At 60.9% G+C, this 19275-nt stretch carries 15 protein-coding genes; 8 read left to right on the forward strand and 7 right to left on the reverse strand.

Translation table 11 applies throughout. From position 1 onward, the window contains the following. The first annotated feature begins 70 nt into the window (after nucleotides 1-70). The 4 genes from BT125_RS14740 to BT125_RS14755 all read left to right on the forward strand — a co-directional run bounded on the left by BT125_RS14740 (nucleotide 71) and on the right by BT125_RS14755 (nucleotide 9099). Nucleotides 71-1399 carry a deoxyguanosinetriphosphate triphosphohydrolase gene (locus BT125_RS14740; RefSeq protein WP_053183171.1) on the forward strand — a complete coding sequence of 443 codons (1329 nt, stop codon included), beginning with the start codon at nucleotides 71-73 and terminating at the stop codon, nucleotides 1397-1399. Nucleotides 1400-1781: 382 nt separating this feature from the next. Then, nucleotides 1782-2408, forward strand: coding sequence for a response regulator transcription factor (locus BT125_RS14745; RefSeq protein ID WP_014337291.1), 627 nt, complete (start codon nucleotides 1782-1784; stop codon nucleotides 2406-2408). 9 nt (nucleotides 2409-2417) lie between these two features. Continuing rightward, on the forward strand, nucleotides 2418-6038 hold the full coding sequence (locus BT125_RS14750) for a transporter substrate-binding domain-containing protein (protein WP_072408009.1): 3621 nt from the start codon (nucleotides 2418-2420) through the stop codon (nucleotides 6036-6038). 112 nt (nucleotides 6039-6150) lie between these two features. Next, nucleotides 6151-9099 carry an HD domain-containing phosphohydrolase gene (locus tag BT125_RS14755; protein WP_072408011.1) on the forward strand — a complete coding sequence of 983 codons (2949 nt, stop codon included), beginning with the start codon at nucleotides 6151-6153 and terminating at the stop codon, nucleotides 9097-9099. Here BT125_RS14755 and BT125_RS14760 read toward each other — a convergent pair whose 3' ends face one another. Both BT125_RS14760 and BT125_RS14765 read right to left on the reverse strand, forming a co-directional pair. Beyond that, on the reverse strand, nucleotides 9100-9582 hold the full coding sequence (locus BT125_RS14760; protein ID WP_072408013.1) for a GAF domain-containing protein: 483 nt from the start codon (nucleotides 9580-9582) through the stop codon (nucleotides 9100-9102). Continuing rightward, nucleotides 9579-10469 carry an ATP-binding protein gene (locus BT125_RS14765; RefSeq protein ID WP_072408015.1) on the reverse strand — a complete coding sequence of 297 codons (891 nt, stop codon included), beginning with the start codon at nucleotides 10467-10469 and terminating at the stop codon, nucleotides 9579-9581. The genes BT125_RS14760 and BT125_RS14765 overlap by 4 nt, the downstream gene beginning before the upstream one ends. A 163-nt stretch (nucleotides 10470-10632) precedes the next feature. Between BT125_RS14765 and BT125_RS14770 the strand changes: the two genes are divergently transcribed. Then, nucleotides 10633-12954 (forward strand): hybrid sensor histidine kinase/response regulator, encoded by a 2322-nt coding sequence (locus BT125_RS14770; protein ID WP_072408017.1) that lies wholly within the window; start codon nucleotides 10633-10635, stop codon nucleotides 12952-12954. On the opposite strand, the gene BT125_RS14775 is transcribed toward BT125_RS14770, so the two are convergent. The 3 genes from BT125_RS14775 to msrB all read right to left on the reverse strand — a co-directional run bounded on the left by BT125_RS14775 (nucleotide 12938) and on the right by msrB (nucleotide 14534). Next, complete coding sequence (locus BT125_RS14775; protein WP_072408019.1) at nucleotides 12938-13399, reverse strand: MarR family winged helix-turn-helix transcriptional regulator; 462 nt, start codon at nucleotides 13397-13399, stop codon at nucleotides 12938-12940. The genes BT125_RS14770 and BT125_RS14775 overlap by 17 nt on opposite strands. After that, entirely contained in the window at nucleotides 13396-13881 is a 486-nt protein-coding gene (locus BT125_RS14780; RefSeq protein WP_072408021.1) for a glutathione peroxidase, read from the reverse strand. Before BT125_RS14780 ends, BT125_RS14775 begins: the two co-directional genes overlap by 4 nt. A 257-nt stretch (nucleotides 13882-14138) precedes the next feature. Continuing rightward, nucleotides 14139-14534, reverse strand: a complete 396-nt coding sequence (gene msrB / locus BT125_RS14785) for a peptide-methionine (R)-S-oxide reductase MsrB (RefSeq protein ID WP_060738535.1) — start codon at nucleotides 14532-14534, stop codon at nucleotides 14139-14141. Nucleotides 14535-14754: 220 nt separating this feature from the next. Here msrB and BT125_RS14790 point away from each other — a divergent pair, with 220 nt between their 5' ends. Both BT125_RS14790 and htpX read left to right on the forward strand, forming a co-directional pair. Beyond that, the gene (locus BT125_RS14790) at nucleotides 14755-15966 is read left to right on the forward strand and encodes a pyridoxal phosphate-dependent aminotransferase (protein WP_018603142.1); all 1212 of its coding nucleotides are present in this window, start codon (nucleotides 14755-14757) and stop codon (nucleotides 15964-15966) included. Nucleotides 15967-16268: 302 nt separating this feature from the next. Continuing rightward, nucleotides 16269-17156: a protease HtpX gene (gene htpX, locus BT125_RS14795; RefSeq protein ID WP_003183732.1), complete on the forward strand. Its 888-nt coding sequence runs from the start codon at nucleotides 16269-16271 to the stop codon at nucleotides 17154-17156. A gap of 195 nt (nucleotides 17157-17351) precedes the next feature. Here the strand turns inward: htpX and BT125_RS14800 are convergent, their stop codons facing one another. Continuing rightward, nucleotides 17352-18005 carry a thiopurine S-methyltransferase gene (locus tag BT125_RS14800; protein WP_072408023.1) on the reverse strand — a complete coding sequence of 218 codons (654 nt, stop codon included), beginning with the start codon at nucleotides 18003-18005 and terminating at the stop codon, nucleotides 17352-17354. 102 nt (nucleotides 18006-18107) lie between these two features. On the opposite strand from BT125_RS14800, the gene BT125_RS14805 reads away from it, so the two are divergent. Continuing rightward, entirely contained in the window at nucleotides 18108-18875 is a 768-nt protein-coding gene (locus BT125_RS14805) for a DODA-type extradiol aromatic ring-opening family dioxygenase (RefSeq protein ID WP_072408025.1), read from the forward strand. Between the two features lie 61 nt (nucleotides 18876-18936). Here BT125_RS14805 and BT125_RS14810 read toward each other — a convergent pair. Further along, nucleotides 18937-19275: transposase (locus tag BT125_RS14810; protein WP_139271738.1), on the reverse strand; the 339-nt coding region annotated here is incomplete at its 5' end.

Here is a 19275-nt window from a genome sequence, read left to right on the forward strand (position 1 = left end):
ATAGGCCTTGCAGGGCGACCCACGAACCGGGAAGCTAGGGCATCGACATTATCGAACGGAGCAACCGGCCTTGGATTGGCATACCCTGCTGACTCGCGAACGTCTCGGAAAACCGCTGCACAGCCCGCAAGAGCTCGGCCGTAGTCCCTTCCACAAGGACCACGACCGCATCATCTTTTCCGGTGCCTTCCGCCGTCTGGGGCGCAAGACGCAAGTGCATCCAGTTTCCAGCAACGACCACATCCACACGCGCCTGACCCATTCCCTGGAAGTCAGTTGCGTCGGACGCTCCCTGGGCATGCGCGTGGGAGAAACCATCCGCAATGCCCTGCCCGACTGGTGCGAGCCGAGCGACCTGGGCATGGTGGTGCAATCGGCCTGCCTGGCCCACGACATTGGCAACCCGCCGTTCGGTCATTCCGGCGAGGACGCCATTCGCTACTGGTTCCAGCAGGCCGCCGGGCGGGGCTGGCTTGATGCGATGAGCGAAGCCGAACGCAACGACTTCCTCAATTTCGAGGGCAACGCCCAAGGCTTCCGCGTCCTCACCCAGCTTGAATACCATCAGTTCGACGGCGGAACCCGGCTGACCTACGCCACCCTCGGTACGTATCTGAAATACCCCTGGACCGCCCGCCACGCCGATTCCCTGGGCTACAAGAAGCACAAGTTCGGTTGCTACCAAAGCGAACTGCCACTGCTGGAGCAGATTGCCCACAAGCTCGGCTTGCCACAGATCGAGGATCAACGTTGGGCACGACATCCACTGGTGTACCTGATGGAGGCCGCCGATGACATCTGCTACGCGCTGATCGACCTGGAAGATGGCGTGGAGATGGATCTTCTGGAGTACCCACAGGTGGAATCGCTGCTCCTGGACCTGGTGGGCGACGATCTTCCGGACACCTACCGGCAACTGGGGCCGCTGGACTCGCGGCGGCGCAAACTGGCGATCCTGCGAGGCAAGGCCATCGAACACCTGACCAACGCCGCCGCCCGGGCGTTTGTCGAGCAGCAGGAAGCGTTGCTTGCCGGCACGCTGCCAGGGGACTTGGTGGAACATATGCACGGCCCGGCCAAACGCTGCGTGTTGAATGCCAAGGACATGGCGCGCCGGAAAATCTTCCAGGACAAGCGCAAGACCCTGCACGAAATCGGCGCCTATACAACGTTGGAAATTCTGCTCAACGGCTTTTGCGGCGCAGCCCTCGAACAGCACGGCGGCCGCACGCCTTCATTCAAGAATCGCCGCATTCTCGACCTGCTGGGGAACAATGCACCGGATCCCAATGGCCCTTTGCATGGCGCATTCCTGCGAATGATCGACTTCATCGCCGGCATGACCGACAGCTACGCCAGCGAAATGGCCCAGGAGATGACAGGCCGCACGCGCCAATAAAAGGCAGCGTTGGCAGCACTTCGAAAAATGTGGGAGCGAGCTTGCTCGCTCCCACAGGGGGGCGGTGCATGTGGATTTTGTAGTGTCACCCCACAAGAAGTTTGAAGTAGATAAATAATGTATGGCTTACACAAACCTCGATTAAAACGCCTCCTTTGTTTACGCAAACAACTCCAATCAAAGAAATATCCCTTCTCACACCGTCAAAATTCCCCGTCTTATTGTCATCCACCTACTAAAAAACCGATTACATCGTAATATCTTGCCTCTTTTTTTGTAGGAAACTTCCGAAATTGAAGTTGCATGCCCGTCTCTTCGTACGACCCTGGCTGTAAGTGGGCTAAGGTGCGCGCTTTATTCAAGTTCGCAGGGTAATTTATTCATGAACTCCGTTTTCATTGTCGACGATCATCCGGTCATCCGCCTCGCCGTTCGCATGCTCCTGGAACATGAAGGCTATAAGGTCGTGGGAGAAACTGACAACGGCGTCGACGCGATGCAAATGGTGCGCGAATGCATGCCAGACCTGGTTATCCTGGACATCAGCATCCCCAAACTTGACGGGCTGGAAATTCTGTCCCGCTTCAACGCCATGACCACGCCGCTCAAGACACTGGTGCTCACGGCACAGTCGCCGACGCTCTTCGGTATCCGATGCATGCAATCCGGTGCCTCGGGTTACGTTTGCAAACAGGAAGACCTCAGCGAACTTGTCAGCGCGATCAAAGCGGTATTGTCCGGCTATAACTACTTCCCCAGCCAGGCGCTGAACCCGGTACGCCCGGATGATCCACGCAGTATAGAGCTGGACCTTTTCAAAAGCGTCAATGACCGCGAACTGATGGTACTGCAACTTTTTGCCCAGGGCCGAACCAACAAGGAAATAGCCAAGGGGATGTTTCTCAGCAATAAAACCGTCAGTACTTATAAAAAACGCCTGATGCAGAAACTCAAGGTCAAGTCCTTGGTCGAGCTGATCGAAATGGCGAAGCGCAACGCGCTGGTGTGAGAAAACAGGATGCTCAGACGCATAACCGAATGTCTCCTGCTGATCAGCGCAGCGTTATATACAGGAGTGCTCGCGGCGACACCGGATGCGCCCGGGCAATACACGCTGCTGGGGCGCTCGTCCATGGCCCAGGCCGAGATCAAGCTCGATGATGTTCACCGCGCCTGGCTAAAAAGCCGGCGGGAACTGGTCCTGGGCACTTCCGCACCGGATTACCCGCCCTTCGATCTCTCCGCCAGCGGACGCGACTACGAAGGCTTGACCGCCGACTATGCCGACATCCTCGCCAAGTCCACCGGCTTGCCCATGAGAGTCCTGCGTTTCGCCTCCCGTGAGGAAGCCATGGCGGCGCTCAAGGACGGGCAAATCGACATGCTTGGCACCGCCAACGGCTTCGAGGCCCGCGACCCCGACATTACGCTCTCGACGCCGTACGCAGTGGACCAACCCGTTCTCGTCACCCGAACGAATGAAAGCCGCCCCCTGAATGAAGACCTCAAGGGTTTGCGCTTGAGCATGGTCTATCACTACCTGCCGCTGCAGGAAATCGAAAAACTCTACCCCAAGGCAATCATCACCACCTACCCGTCCTACCAGAACGCTATCAATGCCGTCGCCTTTGGCCAGGCCGATGTATTTCTCGGCGATACCCTGTCCACCCACTACATGATCAACAAGGGTTACTTGAGCAACATTCGCATGGCCAGCTTCGGCAAACATGAATCCTATGGATTCGGTTTCGCCGTACGCCGTGGCGATACCCGTTTGTTGGAGATCATCAACGCGACGCTGAACCAGGTCCCCATCGCCGAACAGACAGCCATTGCCAAGCGCTGGAGCGCAGGCAGCGACCTGTACCTCACGGACCACCGGGTACAACTGACCGACCGCGAGCAACGCTGGCTGGCCAGGCATCCGGTGGTCAGGGTGGTGGTGAACGAAACCTCTGCCCCCTTCACCTTCTTCGATACGGACGGCGATTTTCGCGGCATCAGCGCCGACCTGCTGGAGCTGATCCGGCTGCGCACCGGCCTGCGCCTGGACATCCAGCGCCGCCAGAACGACAGTGAAATGATTGCCGCGGTCCTCAACGATCAAGCCGACATGATCGCGGCGCTGTTGCCCAGCAATGAGCGGCAACGCCAGTTGAAATTCAGCCGCCCCTACGTCGACAGCTCGTTCGTCCTGCTGACCCGCAAGGCGTCCGACACGCCCACCACGCTCGATCAGTTCGGCCACGCCAGCCTGGCGATCGCCACGGGCAATCCGCTCGTTGAATGGCTTCGCAGTCAGTACCCGAGCATCCGGATCATCGAAACGGACGGTCCCTTGCGCGCCGTGGAAATGCTTGCCCATGGCCAGGTCGACGGCAGCGTGAACTCGCAGGTGATGGCCAACTACTTCATCTCCTCCCATGCGTGGCGGGACAGGTTGCAGATCAGCAGCACGGTGGGCACCCAACAGGCACTGTTCGCGCTGGCCACGGCCAAACACGCCAGCGAGTTGAACGCCATCCTCGACAAGGCCCTGACCAGCATCGACCCCGACGAACTGGGCATCATCAACAGCCGCTGGCGCGGCTACGTCTCGCCCTCGGAACACACATGGCGCACTTACAACCGCCTGTTCTTCCAGGTCGTCGCGGGCGTCGGCCTGTTACTGCTGCTTTCCCTGGCGTGGAACGCCTACATGCAGCGCCAGATCAGGCAACGCCAACGGGCGGAACTGGCCCTCAACGATCAACTCGAATTCATGCATTCACTGCTCAATGGCACCCCTCACCCCATCTACGTGAGGGATCGCAACGGCATCCTGCAGAGCTGCAACGACAGTTACCTGGAAGCGTTCAACGCCAGGCGCGAAGACGTCATCGGCAAGGACTTGATGCCAGGTTCCATGAGCAACGCCTTCGAAGCGCAGGAGTACCAGGCGGACTACCAGCGCGTCATGGCCGAAGGCACCGCCCTGATCGTGGACCGTCCCCTGCACATCGGCGACCGGAAACTGACGATCTATCACTGGATCCTTCCCTACCGAAACTCCGCCGCGCAAGTGCAAGGCATCATCGGCGGCTGGATCGACATCAGTGAACGACGGCAGCTGTTCGAGGAACTGCGCGCATCCAAGCAACGGGCCGATGACGCGAACCGCGCCAAAAGCACGTTCCTGGCCACCATGAGCCATGAAATCCGCACCCCGATGAACGCGGTGATCGGCATGCTCGAGCTGGCCCTGAAACACGCCGACAAGGGCCACGTGGACCGTTCGACCATCGAAGTCGCCTACGAATCGGCCTCCGGCATGCTCGAATTGATCGGCGATATCCTGGACATCGCCCGTATCGAATCCGGCCATCTGAGCCTGGCTCCCGAACGCGTCAATCTCAGGCCCCTGCTGCACTCGGTCATACGGGTCTTCGAGGGCGTGGCCCGGCAGAAGAACCTGGCGTTGTCGCTGCAGTTCGATGCCGCCGAGGGCGACCCTGACGTGTTGATGGACCCCTTGCGATTCAAGCAGGTGCTGTCGAACCTGATCAGCAATGCCCTCAAATTTACCGAGCAGGGCCAGGTCGTGGTCAAGGTCCGGCTATCGCCAACCGGGCGGGACGACGTCCTGCACATGCATCTGGAGGTCAACGACAGCGGCATCGGCATCGGCCCGGCAGACTTGCAACGCCTGTTCGAGCCTTTTGCCCAGGTCGATAACACCAGCAGAATGGCCCGCAAAGGCGCGGGACTGGGGCTGGTGATTAGTCGCAACCTGTGCCGGATGATGGGCGGCAACCTGCATATGAGCAGCCAAGCCGGGGTCGGCACCCAGGTCCAGGTCCACCTGCAACTGACCGTCCTGTCGACGGCGCCGGTTGGCGTTCCACTCGAACCGGTCATCGAAACGGCCCAGGCCGCCTTGAACGTCCTGATCGTGGACGATCACTCCGCCAACCGCCTGCTGATGTCCCAGCAATTGGAATACCTCGGCCATCACTACCGGGTCGCCCACGATGGTGCCCACGGGCTCGAGGTCTGGCGCAAAGGCCATTTCGATCTGGTCATTGCCGATTGCAACATGCCCATCATGAGCGGTTACGAACTGGCCCGATCGATTCGTCGCGATGAGTCCGAACAGCGACGGCCGCCCTGCACCCTCCTGGGGTTCACCGCCAATGCTCAACCGGAGGAAAAACAACGCTGCCTGGACGCTGGAATGGATGACTGCCTGTTCAAACCGATCAGCCTGAGCGCCTTGAGCCAGTGGATCAAGACGGTCAAACCCGTCGCTCACCCAGCGGCTTTCAGCGTGCACAGTCTCCAGGCGTTGACCGGCGGCGACCCTTCGTCCAACCGGCGCCTGCTGGCCGAGTTACTCAGTAGCAGCCGCACGGATCGCCAGGAGCTGCTCGACGTCGCCCAGGGCGCAAATCGCCAAGCGCTGACCGAAACGGCGCACAAAATAAAAGGCGTCGCCCGCATCGTCCAGGCGACCACGCTGATCCAGCGGTGCGAGGCGCTGGAGCAGGCGTGTCGTCTGGCACAGGCACCTGAACGAATCAGCGCCTGCATCGACGCCCTCGACCGCGCCATGACCGAACTGGAGCAGGCCCTGGAAACGGAGATCGCCAAGGCAAAATAATCCAGCGTTTACTATGCTATTCGCTCAGCAGTGCGTACCTGGGGGGGTCTCGATCGGTTTCCCTTGCACGCGGAAACACCCATCGAGCCCCCTGACACTTGGAGTGACTGCAATGCCCAGCGCACCGCGTCCGGACAAACGCCGGTTCCCCCTGCATGTCCACATCAGCGTGATGTTTACCCTGCTTTTGTTGTTGACCGGGGTGGTGCTGGGTATTTTCAACTACCGGCAAACCACGCAAATCATCCTGTCCAGCAGTGAAAAACTGTTCAACCGCATTGAACAGGAGGTGCGCCTGGACTTGTATGACACCTACGAACCCATCCGCCACCTGCTGAGCCTGCTGGCCGACTACCCAGCGACACGCGCGCCACAGATGGCGCAACGCCTGGCCCTGCTCGTGCCCTTCAGCCGTGCATTGCGGGACAACCCGAACCTGGCGTCGTTGTACCTGGGCGATCAGCGCGGCAATTTCCTGATGGTCCGGCCATTGCGCACCACGGCGCTGAAAACCGCCCTGCAGGCACCCACCGAGGCGGCCTACCAGGTCTGGACCGTTGAGCGAGCCACCGAGCAGGGCCCGGTCCATTCCCAATCGCTGTTCTACGATGAAACCCTGACGCTCATCGACCGCCGGGACATGGCCGACGAAACCTACGATCCGCGCAGCCGCGGCTGGTTTCGCAGTGCCGTCGGCAGTGCCGAGCAGATCACCACCGAGCCCTACGTTTTCTTCTCCACGCATAACGTCGGCACCACCCTCGCCCGGCGCAGCGGCGAACAGGCGGTCATCGGCGCCGACCTGACCCTGGCAGCCCTGTCCCAGACCCTGGCCAAGCACAAGGTGACCACCGGCACCGAGATCGTGTTGCTCGATCCCAAGGGCAACGCGGTGGGTTATCCCGACAGCGACCGGCTGCTCGCCGACGCCCAGTCGGCTCGCCTGGTCAAGGCCCGCGACCTCAACCCGGCCATTGCCGCGGTCCTCGACGACAACACTGACACGGCCCGCCTGGAAGCGGCCGGACGCCAGTGGATCGTTTCGCGCAGCCACATGCAGGAAGGCGGGCCCCAAGGCCTGGAACTGGCGTTGCTGGTGCCTGAGGATGAGCTGCTGGACAACGCTTATCGCATGCGATGGCAAGGCGCGCTCATCACCTTGGCCACCCTGCTGCTGTGCCTGCCCCTGGGCTGGCTGACGTCCAGGATTCTGGTCAAGCCCTTGCGCGAACTGGTGCGGGAGGCCGACGCCATTCGCAGCTTTGACTTCAACTACCCGGTGTCCCGCCGCTCCCCGGTGCTGGAGGTCGATCAGTTGAGTGTCTCGATGGCACGCATGAAAGAGACCCTGGCAAGTTTCTTTGAAATCACCGCCAGCCTGCGCGCCGAAACCCGCTTCGCACCGTTGCTGGAGCGAGTGTTGTTCGAAACCGTGAAAATCGGCCAGGCCCAGGCCGGCCTGATCTACCTGCGCGAGAACGACGAAAACCGGCTCAAGCCCTATGGGCTGGTGATCGATGGAACCCCCAGGGACCTCGACGCCTTCAAGCTGCGCAGTCATGAGCTACAGGCAGGCGATAGCCCGCCATGGCTCCAACAACTGGCCGTCTCGGACAATCTGGTGACCTCCCTGGGCTTCGAGCAGGCTGCCGACCTGCAAGGCATCCTGCAGGCACTGGACTCGCCTCGGGTCCACCTGATCGGCATCCGCCTGTGCAATCGCCACCAGGAAACCGTCGGCGTATTGGTGTTGCTGATTACCGACAGCGGCACCGAAGCCGACCTGGAAAAACTCCAGCCCGACCGCATCGCCTTCCTGCAAGCCGTGTCCGGCGCCGCCACCGTGAGCATCGAGGGCCAGCGCCTGCAAGCCAAGCAAAAGCAACTGCTGGACGCTTTCATCCAACTGCTGGCCGGCGCGATCGATGCCAAGAGCCCCTACACCGGCGGCCATTGCCAGCGGGTGCCGGTCCTGACCCTGATGCTCGCCCAGGCCGCCGCCGCCAGCCAGGCCCCGGCGTTCAGCGCCTATCGGCCCACGGAGGATGAATGGGAAGCCCTGCACATCGCCGCCTGGCTGCACGATTGCGGCAAGGTCACCACCCCCGAATACGTCGTCGACAAAGCCACCAAACTGGAAACCCTGAACGACCGGATCCATGAGATACGCACCCGTTTCGAAGTACTCAAGCGCGACGCCTGGGTCGATTACTGGCAGGCCGTGGCAAACGGGGGCGAGTCGTCGTTCCTGGCACGACAGCGTGACGCGACATTGACGGCCCTGGATGACGACTTTGCTTTCGTCGCCCGCTGCAACCTGGGCTCCGAAACCATGGCCGAGGCTGATCTGCAACGCCTGCGACACATCGCGCAACGCCCGTGGACCCGGACCCTCGATGATCGCCTGGGGGTTTCCTGGGAAGAAAACCGGCGCCAGGCCCGCACGCCCAAGCCGACATTGCCGGTCACCGAGCCGCTGTTGGCGGACAAGCCCGAACACCTGTTCGAGCGCCACGCGGCCGAGCTGATCCCGGCGGACAACCCATGGGGCTTCCAGCTCGATGTGCCGGCCTGGAAATACAACCGGGGCGAACTCTACAACCTGAGCATCACGCGAGGCACGCTGACTCGCGAGGAACGCTACGTCATCAATCATCACATGGTGCAGACGATCCTGATGCTCAGTCAGTTGCCCTTCCCCAGCCACCTGAACAACGTGGCGGAGATCGCCGGCGGTCACCACGAGAAAATGGACGGCAGCGGTTACCCCAAGCGCCTCAAGCGCGAGGAGATGAGCCTGCCGGCACGGATGATGGCCATCGCCGACATTTTCGAAGCACTGACGGCGGCCGACCGGCCCTACAAGAAAGCCAAGACGCTGAGCGAGGCCCTGGGCATCATGGCCACCATGTGCCGTGACGCCCATATTGATCCCGAACTGTTCTGGCTGTTCATCGAAGAAAAGATCTACCTGAGCTACGCCGAGCAGTTCCTCGACCCGCACCAGATCGACGAGGTCGACCCCGACAGTCTGCTGGTCAAGGCCGGGCTGAAGGCATGATCAGCAATCCGTCAGGCGCAGGAATATCGCAGCCAATGCTTCAATGCCAGCTTGATCATGCTCGGTAAAACGCGCCAGTTTCGGACTGTCCAGGTCAAGCACGCCGATCAGGCGCCCGTCCTTGACCAGCGGCACCACCAGTTCACTGTTCGACGCGCTATCGCAGGCGATGTGCCCGGCGAAGGCATGGACATCTTCGACGCGCTGGGTCTGCCGGGTCGCTGCCGCCGTGCCACACACGCCACGGCCAAAGGGAATCCGCACACAGGCGATCTGGCCCTGGAACGGCCCCAGGACCAGCTCTTCGTTGCGATTGAGATAGAAGCCGGCCCAGTTCAGGTCGTCCAACTGACTGGACAGGAAGGCCGAGAACTGCGCGGCGTTGGCGATGAAGTCACGCTCATCGGCCAGCAAGGATTCCAACTGTGCCGATAACAAGTCGTAGCCATCGAGGCCTGCACCGGTGCCCTTCAAATCGATCATGCCTTGTGCTCCAACAATTTCAGGCCTACCCAATAACGGGCGAACTGATAAGCGCAACGTCCGTTGCGGTTGCCGCGACCGGTTGCCCAGCGCACCGCCAGCACATCCAGCGCTTCGTCGCGCTGCCAGGCCAGCCCGGCCTTGGCCGCCAGTTCGCCGATCCAGTGCTCCACGACGTTGAGGAAATGCTCCTGGGTAAACGGATAAAACGACAGCCACAAGCCGAAGCGGTCGGACAAGGCGATCTTGTCCTCCACCGCTTCGCTGGGGTGAAGTTCGCCGTCGACCCGTTTCCAATTCTCGTTGTCGCTCTCCTTTTCCGGCACCAGGTGGCGACGGTTGGAAGTGGCATACAGCAGCACATTGTCCGGCGCCTGCTCCAAGGAGCCATCCAACACACTCTTGAGCACGCGGTAATCGCCTTCGCCGGACTCGAACGACAAGTCATCGCAGAACAACACGAAGCGCTGCGGCAGTTTCGCAACCTGCTCGACCACCCGGGGCAGATCGGCCAGGTGATCGCGTTCGATCTCGATCAACCGCAGGCCATGCGAAGCATGTTCGGCCAACAGGGCGCGCACCAGCGACGACTTGCCGGTGCCACGCGAGCCCCAGAGCAAGGCATGGTTGGCGGGCATGCCATCGATGAACTGCCGGGTGTTGCGGCCCAGTTGTTCGACCTGGCGATCCACGCCGATCAGGTCCGACAGGTGCATGTCGAGGCTGACGTGCAGCGGCAACAGGTAGCCACTGCGCCCGTCACGCTGCCAGCGGGCGGCCAGGGTCTGGGTCCAATCGATGGCGGGCCGGGGCGCCGGCAGCAAAGGCTCGATCCGGGCCAGCACGGCATCGGCACGCTCAAGAAAAGCATTCAATCGCGAGTCCACGTCTTTTCCTCGGAAAGGTTCACAGTAATGATGGCGCTCCAACAACGAAACGCCTTATCCAATGGCGGGTCTACTTCACACAATACACACCGGCCGCACCGGAATTCAGAGATGATCAGCTATGCTTGACCGGCGAAGGGAAACGTAAGTGGTTCATCACTCAATGGACATCAGATTCACCCAACGGCTTTCCTATAAGCAGGCCCGCCTGACTGTCCTCGTGGGCTTCGTGTTGGGCACTTTGCTCAGCCTGATGCAGATCGGCATCGATTATGCCAGCGAAGACGCGTCGATCAACCGTGAAATCCTGTCGCTGCTGGAAATCAGCCACAACCCGGCCTCGCGCATCGCCTACAACATCGACGCCGAACTCGCCCAGGAACTGGCCATGGGCCTGTTGCGCTCACCGGCCATCATCGGCGCCGAGCTGATCGACAACAACAATACCGTGCTGGCCAGCGTCAAGCGGCCCGAGCTGCAAAGCAGCTACCGGTTCATCAGCGACTTCCTGTTCGGTGCCCAGCGCCAGTTCGAGGACCGGCTCTACCTGGACCACTTGCCCGGCGAATCCCTGGGCCTGCTGCGACTGGACGTCGACACCTATGCGTTCGGCAGTCGTTTCCTGCGCCGCGCCGAGGTCACCTTGCTCAACGGCTTCGCCCGCAGCCTGATCCTGACCGGCCTGCTGCTGGCGCTGTTCTACGTGATGCTGACCAAGCCTCTGGTGCGGGTCATCCGCGAACTGAGCAGCCGCGACCCCAGCAGCAGCGAACAGAACCGCCTGGAATGCCCTTCCGGCCACCAGTCCGATGAAATCGGCGTGCTGGTGTCCGTCGCCAACCAGCAGTTCGAAAATATCTCCACGGAAATCCAACAGCGGCGCACCGCCGAAAATCGCCTCACCGAATACCTGGCGCAATTGGAAAACATCGTCTCGGCACGCACTGCCGAACTCAAGGCCATCAACGCCCGCCTCAGCCAGTCCAACGAAGAGCTGGAGGTGGCCAGGCGCACGGCGCTGGATATGGCCGAAGCCCGCTCCGTATTCCTCGCCAACATGAGCCACGAGATCCGCACGCCGCTCAACGGCCTGCTGGGAATGATCGCGCTGTCCCTGGACGGTCCCCTGACGGCCGAACAACAGCAACAGCTCTCGATCGCCCATGACTCGGGCAAAGTCTTGGTCGAGTTGCTCAACGACATCCTCGACCTGTCGAAATTCGACGCCGGGCAACTGGAGCTCGAACGCATCCCGTTCGACCTCGGCGCCCTGGTGGAGGATACCGCCAACCTGCTTTCCCAGAACGCGGCCCCCAGTGTCGAGCTGGCCTGCCTGATCGATCCCCGGTTCCCGGCGCAGGTGCTCGGCGACCCGACCCGGGTACGCCAGATCGTCAGCAACCTGCTGTCCAACGCACTGAAGTTCACACGTTTCGGCCGGGTCGACGTGAAGTTGAGCCATTACGAGGGCGGCGTGCGAATCGAAGTCTGCGACACCGGTATCGGCATTCCCCAGGAAGCCCAGGCGAGAATCCTGCAGCCGTTCACCCAGGCCGGCGCCGGGATTACCCGCCAGTTTGGCGGCACCGGCTTGGGCCTGGCACTGACCTACAACCTCTGCGAAGCCATGCAGGGCCGATTGACGATCAGTTCCGAAGCGGGCTTTGGCAGTCAGTTCTGCGCAGACCTGCCCCTGCCCTGCCATCTCCCTGCCACACCGGTCGAACCGTTGCGCGGCAACGTCGTCGCGATCACCGCCAGCAGCAGCGGCCTGGCCGAGTTGCTGGGCATGTTGTTGCCGGGATGGGGTCTGGATTATGTGCAGCGCTCCATCGATGACGGGCTGCTGGGACTCAAGCCTGACGTGCTGATCACCGACTGCCCGGAATGCCTGTTCAATCTGCGGCCGACCTTTGACGCACCGATCCTGCTGGTGACCGCCTATGGCAGCTTCATGCCCGGCGAAGAGGCCGCCGCCCTCGCCCCGTTGATACAACAGGCCCGACCGCTGGCGCGCCATGCGCTGTACCAGATTGTGCGGCGCGCCATCCAAAGCGAGGCGACCACCATCAACGACGCACAGATCGAAACCCTGACGCCGTCCAAGCGTGGACGGGTGCTGCTGGTGGAGGACAATCCGGTCAACCAACTGGTGGCCAAGGGCATGCTGGTGAAACTGGGCTGCGAAGTCACCGTCGCGGCCCACGGCGTCGAAGCGCTGGATCAACTGGAACAGCGGGTGTTCGACCTGGTGTTGATGGACTGCAACATGCCAGTGATGGACGGTTACGAAGCCAGTCGGCAGATTCGCCGCAGCGGGCGTTGGTCGGACCTGCCGATCGTTGCGCTGACGGCTAACGCGATGCCCGAAGAACGCGAGCGCTGCCGGGCCTCTGGCATGAATGATTACCTGTCCAAGCCGTTCCGCCGCGAAGAGCTGGCAGCCGTACTGGACCAGTGGGTGCGCACTACGTCAGCGCTTTGATCTGGCCCAGCAGATGATCGAGACCGTCTCGCAACGCGCCCAGGCGGTCCAGATCGACCCCGCTGTCGCATAACAGGCGGGCCTTGAGCGGGCCGACCTGTTCGCGCAAAGCCCGTCCCGCCGCCGACAGGCTCAAGTGCACCTCCCGCTCGTCCCGTGCCGAACGCTGGCGTTGGACCAGGTCCAACTGTTCCAGGCGCTTGAGCAGCGGCGTCAGCGTGCCGGAATCCAACAGCAAACGTTCACCCAGGGCCTTGACCGTCGGCTGTGGCGGGGCCGTGTCCTGCCATTCCCACAACACCAGCATGGCCAGGTACTGCGGGTAGGTCAGGCCAAGCTGATCGAGCATCGGCTTATAGCCACGAATCACCGCACGTGAAGCGGCGTACAGCTTGAAGCACAACTGGCTGTCGAGCTTCAGCGAATCGGCTGACAGGTCATTCATTTGAGCAGCGCTTCGATCTCGCCGGTCAGGTCCTGGGGCTTGGTGGTCGGGGCAAACCGCTTGACCACCTGACCGTCCTTGCCGATCAGGAACTTGGTGAAATTCCACTTGATGCCTTTGGACCCCAGTACGCCGGGGGCACGCTGTTTAAGCTGGACGAACAGCGGATGGGCGTTGGCGCCGTTGACTTCGACTTTCTTGAACAGCGGAAAGCTCACGCCGAAGTTCAGCTCGCAGAACTCGGTGATCGCCCCTTCATTGCCCGGCTCCTGCTTGCCGAACTGATTGCAGGGAAAGCCCAGCACCACCAGGCCCTGGTCCTTGTAGGTCTGCCACAACGCCTCAAGCCCCTTGTATTGCGGGGTGAACCCGCACTGGCTGGCCGTGTTGACCACCAGCACAGCCTTGCCGGCGAAATCGGCGAGGGTCTTTTGCTCACCCTTGATGGTGGTGCACGGGATGCTCAGCAGGTTGTCGCTCATGGCAAGGCTCCGGTTAAAGGTTGGATGATGAAGATAGCGATCAATTAAATCGTGTGCAATTTAATTATAGAGATCGGTATGGACATCGATGATGCTGCAGCCGAACAGACCTGTGGCGAGGGGATTTATCCCCGCTGGGCTGCGCAGCAGCCCCAAGAACGGTAACTTCGGTGTCTCAGGTTGATCGCATTCAGCCTTTTGGGGTCGCTGCGCAACCCAGCGGGGATAAATCCCCTCGCCACAAGGCGGCGGCCAATTTAATCGCGGGGCACGAGATCCAGGCACACCGAGTTGATGCAGTAGCGCAACCCCGTGGGCGGCGGGCCGTCGGGGAAGACGTGGCCCAGGTGGGCATCGCATTTGGCGCAGACCACCTCGGTGCGAATCATGCCGTGGCTGACGTCCCGCACTTCCACCACCGCGCTGCCTTCGATCGGCGCGTAGAAACTCGGCCAGCCACAGCCCGAATCGAATTTGGTCTGCGAATCGAACAACGGCTCGTTGCAGCAGATGCAGTGATACACACCGTCGGTCTTGGTGGCGTTGTATTTACCGGAGAATGGCCGCTCGGTGCCCTTCAACCGACAGACGTTGTACTGCTCCGGGTCAAGCATGGCGCGCCATTCTTCAAGGGTTTTTTCCAACTTTTCCATCGTCCTACCTCGGCAATTGAAAAAGCCCGATCCGGCGCTTTTCCGCAGATCGGGCGGCACGTATGATTGCGCCTCGTCAGACGCCAGTCTGGCAGTCACGTCACGCGCATTCAAACGGATTGTGGCGCCTATACCGCGTCAGGCCTGGGCACAGACGCAGGATTCCCAGTACGGTAGTTCATACGCCGCCTGGATCGTTCATTTTCGGGAACACATCGCCATGCAGGTCAGCAAATCGAACAAGCTCGCCAACGTCTGCTACGACATTCGCGGCCCGGTGCTCAAGCACGCCAAGCGCCTGGAAGAGGAAGGTCATCGCATCCTCAAGCTGAACATCGGCAACCCGGCCCCCTTTGGTTTCGAAGCGCCCGATGAAATTCTCCAGGACGTCATCCGCAACCTGCCGACCGCCCAGGGCTACAGCGACTCCAAGGGCCTGTTCAGTGCGCGCAAGGCCGTGATGCAGTATTACCAGCAGAAGCAGGTCGAAGGGATCGGCATCGAGGACATCTACCTGGGCAACGGCGTGTCCGAGTTGATCGTGATGTCCATGCAGGCCCTGCTCAACAACGGCGACGAAGTGCTGGTGCCGGCACCGGACTATCCGCTGTGGACCGCCGCGGTGAGCCTGTCCGGCGGCAACCCGGTGCATTACCTGTGCGACGAACAGGCCAACTGGTTTCCCGACCTGGCGGACATCAAGGCCAAGATCACGCCCAATACCAAGGCACTGGTGATCATCAACCCGAACAACCCGACCGGTGCCGTGTACTCCCGGGAAGTGCTGCTGGGCATGCTGGAACTGGCCCGCCAGCACAACCTGGTGGTGTTCTCCGACGAGATCTACGACAAGATCCTTTACGACGACGCCGTGCACGTGTGCACCGCCTCCCTGGCGCCGGACCTGTTGTGCCTGACCTTCAACGGCCTGTCCAAGTCCTATCGGGTCGCCGGTTTCCGCTCCGGCTGGATCGCCATCTCCGGGCCCAAGCACCATGCCCAGAGCTACATCGAAGGCATCGACATGCTGGCCAACATGCGCTTGTGTGCCAACGTGCCGAGCCAGCATGCGATCCAGACGGCGCTGGGGGGCTACCAGAGCATCAATGACCTGGTCCTGCCCCAGGGCCGGCTCCTGGAACAACGCAATCGCACCTGGGAATTGCTCAACGACATTCCCGGCGTCAGTTGTGTCAAACCGATGGGCGCGCTGTATGCCTTTCCACGGATCGACCCGAAGGTCTGCCCGATCCACAACGATGAAAAGTTTGTCCTCGACCTGCTGCTGTCCGAGAAGCTGCTGGTGGTCCAGGGTACGGCGTTCAACTGGCCATGGCCGGACCACTTCCGCGTCGTGACCCTGCCGCGGGTCGATGACCTCGACCAAGCCATTGGCCGGATCGGCAACTTCCTCAAGTCCTACCGTCAATGAGCCGGGCAGCGTGCGAGGCGTCCTCACCTCGCACGCTGTTTGATTCAGCAACATATCCGTTCTGCCGACTCCGTCGGGCCTTCTACACTGGGGATTGGACGGTCAACGTGCATCCAGGCTCAACGTTCACGGGGGGCAAGCAGCGCATTTCTTTTCCCTGGTCACTTTCAGAAAAGTCTTTCAAACATTTAGGACGCCTGTAGGACACAGTTTGAAATAGTCGGCGAGTTGAATAGCCTGCGGCAGCACCTTATATACCCCGCATAACGCTACATCTTTAGCATGAGGAGATTTTCACAACCATGATGCGCATCCTGCTGTTCTTGGCCACTAACCTGGCGGTCGTGCTGATTGCCAGCATCACCCTGAGCCTCTTTGGCTTCAACGGGTTCATGGCGGCCAATGGGGTTGACCTCAACCTCAATCAGCTGCTGATCTTCTGTGCGGTGTTCGGTTTCGCCGGTTCCCTGTTCTCGCTGTTCATCTCCAAGTGGATGGCGAAGATGAGCACCGGCACCCAGATCATCAGCCAGCCGCGCACGCGTCACGAACAATGGCTGCTGCAGACCGTCGAGCAGTTGTCCCGCGAAGCCGGTATCAAGATGCCGGAAGTCGGTATCTTCCCAGCCTACGAGGCCAACGCCTTCGCCACCGGCTGGAACAAGAACGACGCCCTGGTCGCCGTCAGCCAGGGCTTGCTCGAGCGGTTCTCGCCCGATGAAGTCAAGGCCGTGCTGGCCCACGAGATCGGCCACGTTGCCAACGGCGACATGGTGACCCTGGCGTTGATCCAGGGCGTGGTGAACACCTTCGTGATGTTCTTCGCCCGGATCATCGGTAATTTCGTCGACAAGGTGATCTTCAAGAACGAAGAAGGCCAGGGTATCGCCTACTACGTGGCGACGATCTTCGCCGAACTGGTACTGGGCATCCTCGCCAGCGCCATCGTCATGTGGTTCTCGCGCAAACGCGAGTTCCGCGCCGACGACGCCGGTGCACGCCTGGCCGGCACCAGCGCCATGATCGGCGCCCTGCAACGCCTGCGCGCCGAGCAAGGCCTGCCGGTCCACATGCCCGATACCCTGAATGCCTTTGGCATCAACGGCGGCATCAAGCAGGGCCTGGCACGCATGTTCATGAGCCACCCGCCGCTGGAAGAGCGTATCGACGCACTGCGTCGTCGCGGCTGACAGGTTCGAGCGTCAAGAAAAGCCCGCAGAGATGCGGGCTTTTTTTATCTGCAGGTTTATGCGCTGCCAGGTCTGGCGTCATCGCGAGCCAGCTCGCTCCCACAGGAATCTTCGGTGGACGCAGACTCTTTATTCACTGCCGATCAACTGTGGGAGCGAGCTTGCTCGCGATGGCGCCGGCATAGACGCACAGCATCAACGACTGGAAATCCGATACACCCGCTCATCCAGCCGCGTCACCCCAGCCTGCAAGAACTTCCAGCTTTCACCCAACACGTCCTGCTCCTGCAAGACCTCCAGCCGCCAGACATCCCCCAGTAGCCGCTGCACCTCATCATTTCCCACGGAGAAAGGCGGACCAGGCATTTCATCCTGGTTGTAATCCAGGGTAATCAACAACCCGACGCCGTTGGGCAAGATCCTCTGCAGATGAGCCGCGTACCGTTCCCGCATCGGCGCCGGCAAAGCGATCAGCGCCGCGCGGTCGTACAACGCCGTGCAATCGGCCACATCCTCCCGATCCAGGGCAAAGAAATCACCGCAGCGAATCTCGATATCAGCCGCACGAAAGACCTTGAATACGCCCTCCTCGCTCACACTCGGCTCAAGCTGATGCTCAAGGAAAAAATCGATTGTGGCTTTTTCCGACAATTCCACGCCCAGCACCGAATACCCCTGATGGGCAAGCCACAGCAGATCCAGGCTTTTGCCGCACAACGGCACCAGTACCCGACTGCCCCGCTCCAACCCCAGTTGCGGCCAGAAATGCTGCAGGTAGGGGTTCACCTCCGGCAAATGAAAACCGATCTGGTTCGATGACCAGCGCTTGTGCCAAAACTCGGGCTCCATGATTCGCTCCAAAAATTCGATCAAAACGGGCTAAAACTTATATTAGATTTAGATCATAGACCTGACGGAAGATGAGCCATCTTAACGCTCAGGAGTCCGTTCATGCTGCCCAGCCTGTTTATCTCCCATGGCTCACCGATGCTCGCCCTGGAACCCGGTGCCAGCGGCCCGGCACTGGCTCGCCTGGCCGATCAGTTGCCCAAGCCCAAGGCCATCGTCATCGTGTCCGCCCACTGGGAAAGCAACGAACTGCTGGTCAGCGCCAATCCACAGCCGCACACGTGGCACGACTTCGGCGGCTTTCCACCGGCGCTGTATGAGGTGCAGTACCCTGCGCCTGGCGATCCTCGACTGGCGACGCAAGTAGCGAACATGCTCAACGCTGCGCATCTGCCAGCCCGCCTCGACCCTCAACGGCCGTCCGACCATGGCGTCTGGGTGCCATTGTCGTTGATGTACCCCGAGGCCGACATTCCGGTGGTGCAGGTTTCCCTGCCCAGCCGCCAGGGACCGGTGTTGCAGACACAGGTCGGCCAAGCCCTGGCGAGCCTGCGCCAAGAGGGCATCTTGCTGATCGGCTCCGGCAGCATCACCCATAACCTGCGCGACCTGGACTGGAACGCCGGCCCTGACAGCATCGAACCCTGGGCCAAGGCCTTTCGTGATTGGATGGTCGAGCAACTGGCGGCCGACGACGAGCCCGCGCTGCACGATTACCGTCGCCAGGCACCCAACGCCGTGCGCAGCCACCCCAGCGATGAGCACCTGTTGCCGCTGTATTTTGCCCGGGGTGCCGGTGGGACATTCAGTGTTGCCCATGCGGGATTCACGATGGGGACGCTGGGGATGGACATTTATCGGTTCGATTGACCGATGGACCGCGTCGCTCCCACAGGGTTTTGTGAGCACCGCAAGTCAAATGTGGGAGATTCTATGTTGCAGGGGAACCCTGCACCGTTAAATTTGGCCGGTATTCGCTCTGTTTTTTCATCAGAGCGAATGCCACTCGGCACAACTTGCGGGCAAGGATTACAAGAGCCTGGGTTCTGGCAAGGCCTCGCGCCAAATAGGACTCATAGTAAGGTTTCCAGGTGGGGGACCGGCAAGCCGCCATAGCTGCGGTGTGTGCCAAACGTCGTAGCTCGCCGTCTCCTTTCTTGCTCAGATACCTGGGGCTATGTTTTTTCCCGGAATCCTTTGGTCTCAAATCCAATCCTAAAAAGGCAATGAACGCATCGCCGTTGACGAAGTGCCCCCGCATGAACGCAGT

The sequence above is a fragment of the Pseudomonas sp. NFACC04-2 genome (assembly GCF_900119265.1).
GTDB lineage: Bacteria > Pseudomonadota > Gammaproteobacteria > Pseudomonadales > Pseudomonadaceae > Aquipseudomonas > Aquipseudomonas fluorescens_AA.

What these genes read in the sequence shown, in the direction of transcription:
- htpX (WP_003183732.1), top strand. Translation starts at nt 16,269, where the DNA reads ATGATGCGCATCCTGCTGTTCTTGGCCACTAACCTGGCGGTCGTGCTG.
- BT125_RS14800 (WP_072408023.1), bottom strand. Translation starts at nt 18,005, where the DNA reads ATGGAGCCCGAGTTTTGGCACAAGCGCTGGTCATCGAACCAGATCGGT.
- BT125_RS14790 (WP_018603142.1), top strand. Translation starts at nt 14,755, where the DNA reads ATGCAGGTCAGCAAATCGAACAAGCTCGCCAACGTCTGCTACGACATT.
- msrB (WP_060738535.1), bottom strand. Translation starts at nt 14,534, where the DNA reads ATGGAAAAGTTGGAAAAAACCCTTGAAGAATGGCGCGCCATGCTTGAC.
- BT125_RS14760 (WP_072408013.1), bottom strand. Translation starts at nt 9,582, where the DNA reads ATGATCGATTTGAAGGGCACCGGTGCAGGCCTCGATGGCTACGACTTG.
- BT125_RS14770 (WP_072408017.1), top strand. Translation starts at nt 10,633, where the DNA reads ATGGACATCAGATTCACCCAACGGCTTTCCTATAAGCAGGCCCGCCTG.
- BT125_RS14755 (WP_072408011.1), top strand. Translation starts at nt 6,151, where the DNA reads ATGCCCAGCGCACCGCGTCCGGACAAACGCCGGTTCCCCCTGCATGTC.
- BT125_RS14780 (WP_072408021.1), bottom strand. Translation starts at nt 13,881, where the DNA reads ATGAGCGACAACCTGCTGAGCATCCCGTGCACCACCATCAAGGGTGAG.
- BT125_RS14750 (WP_072408009.1), top strand. Translation starts at nt 2,418, where the DNA reads ATGCTCAGACGCATAACCGAATGTCTCCTGCTGATCAGCGCAGCGTTA.
- BT125_RS14745 (WP_014337291.1), top strand. Translation starts at nt 1,782, where the DNA reads ATGAACTCCGTTTTCATTGTCGACGATCATCCGGTCATCCGCCTCGCC.
- BT125_RS14805 (WP_072408025.1), top strand. Translation starts at nt 18,108, where the DNA reads ATGCTGCCCAGCCTGTTTATCTCCCATGGCTCACCGATGCTCGCCCTG.
- BT125_RS14775 (WP_072408019.1), bottom strand. Translation starts at nt 13,399, where the DNA reads ATGAATGACCTGTCAGCCGATTCGCTGAAGCTCGACAGCCAGTTGTGC.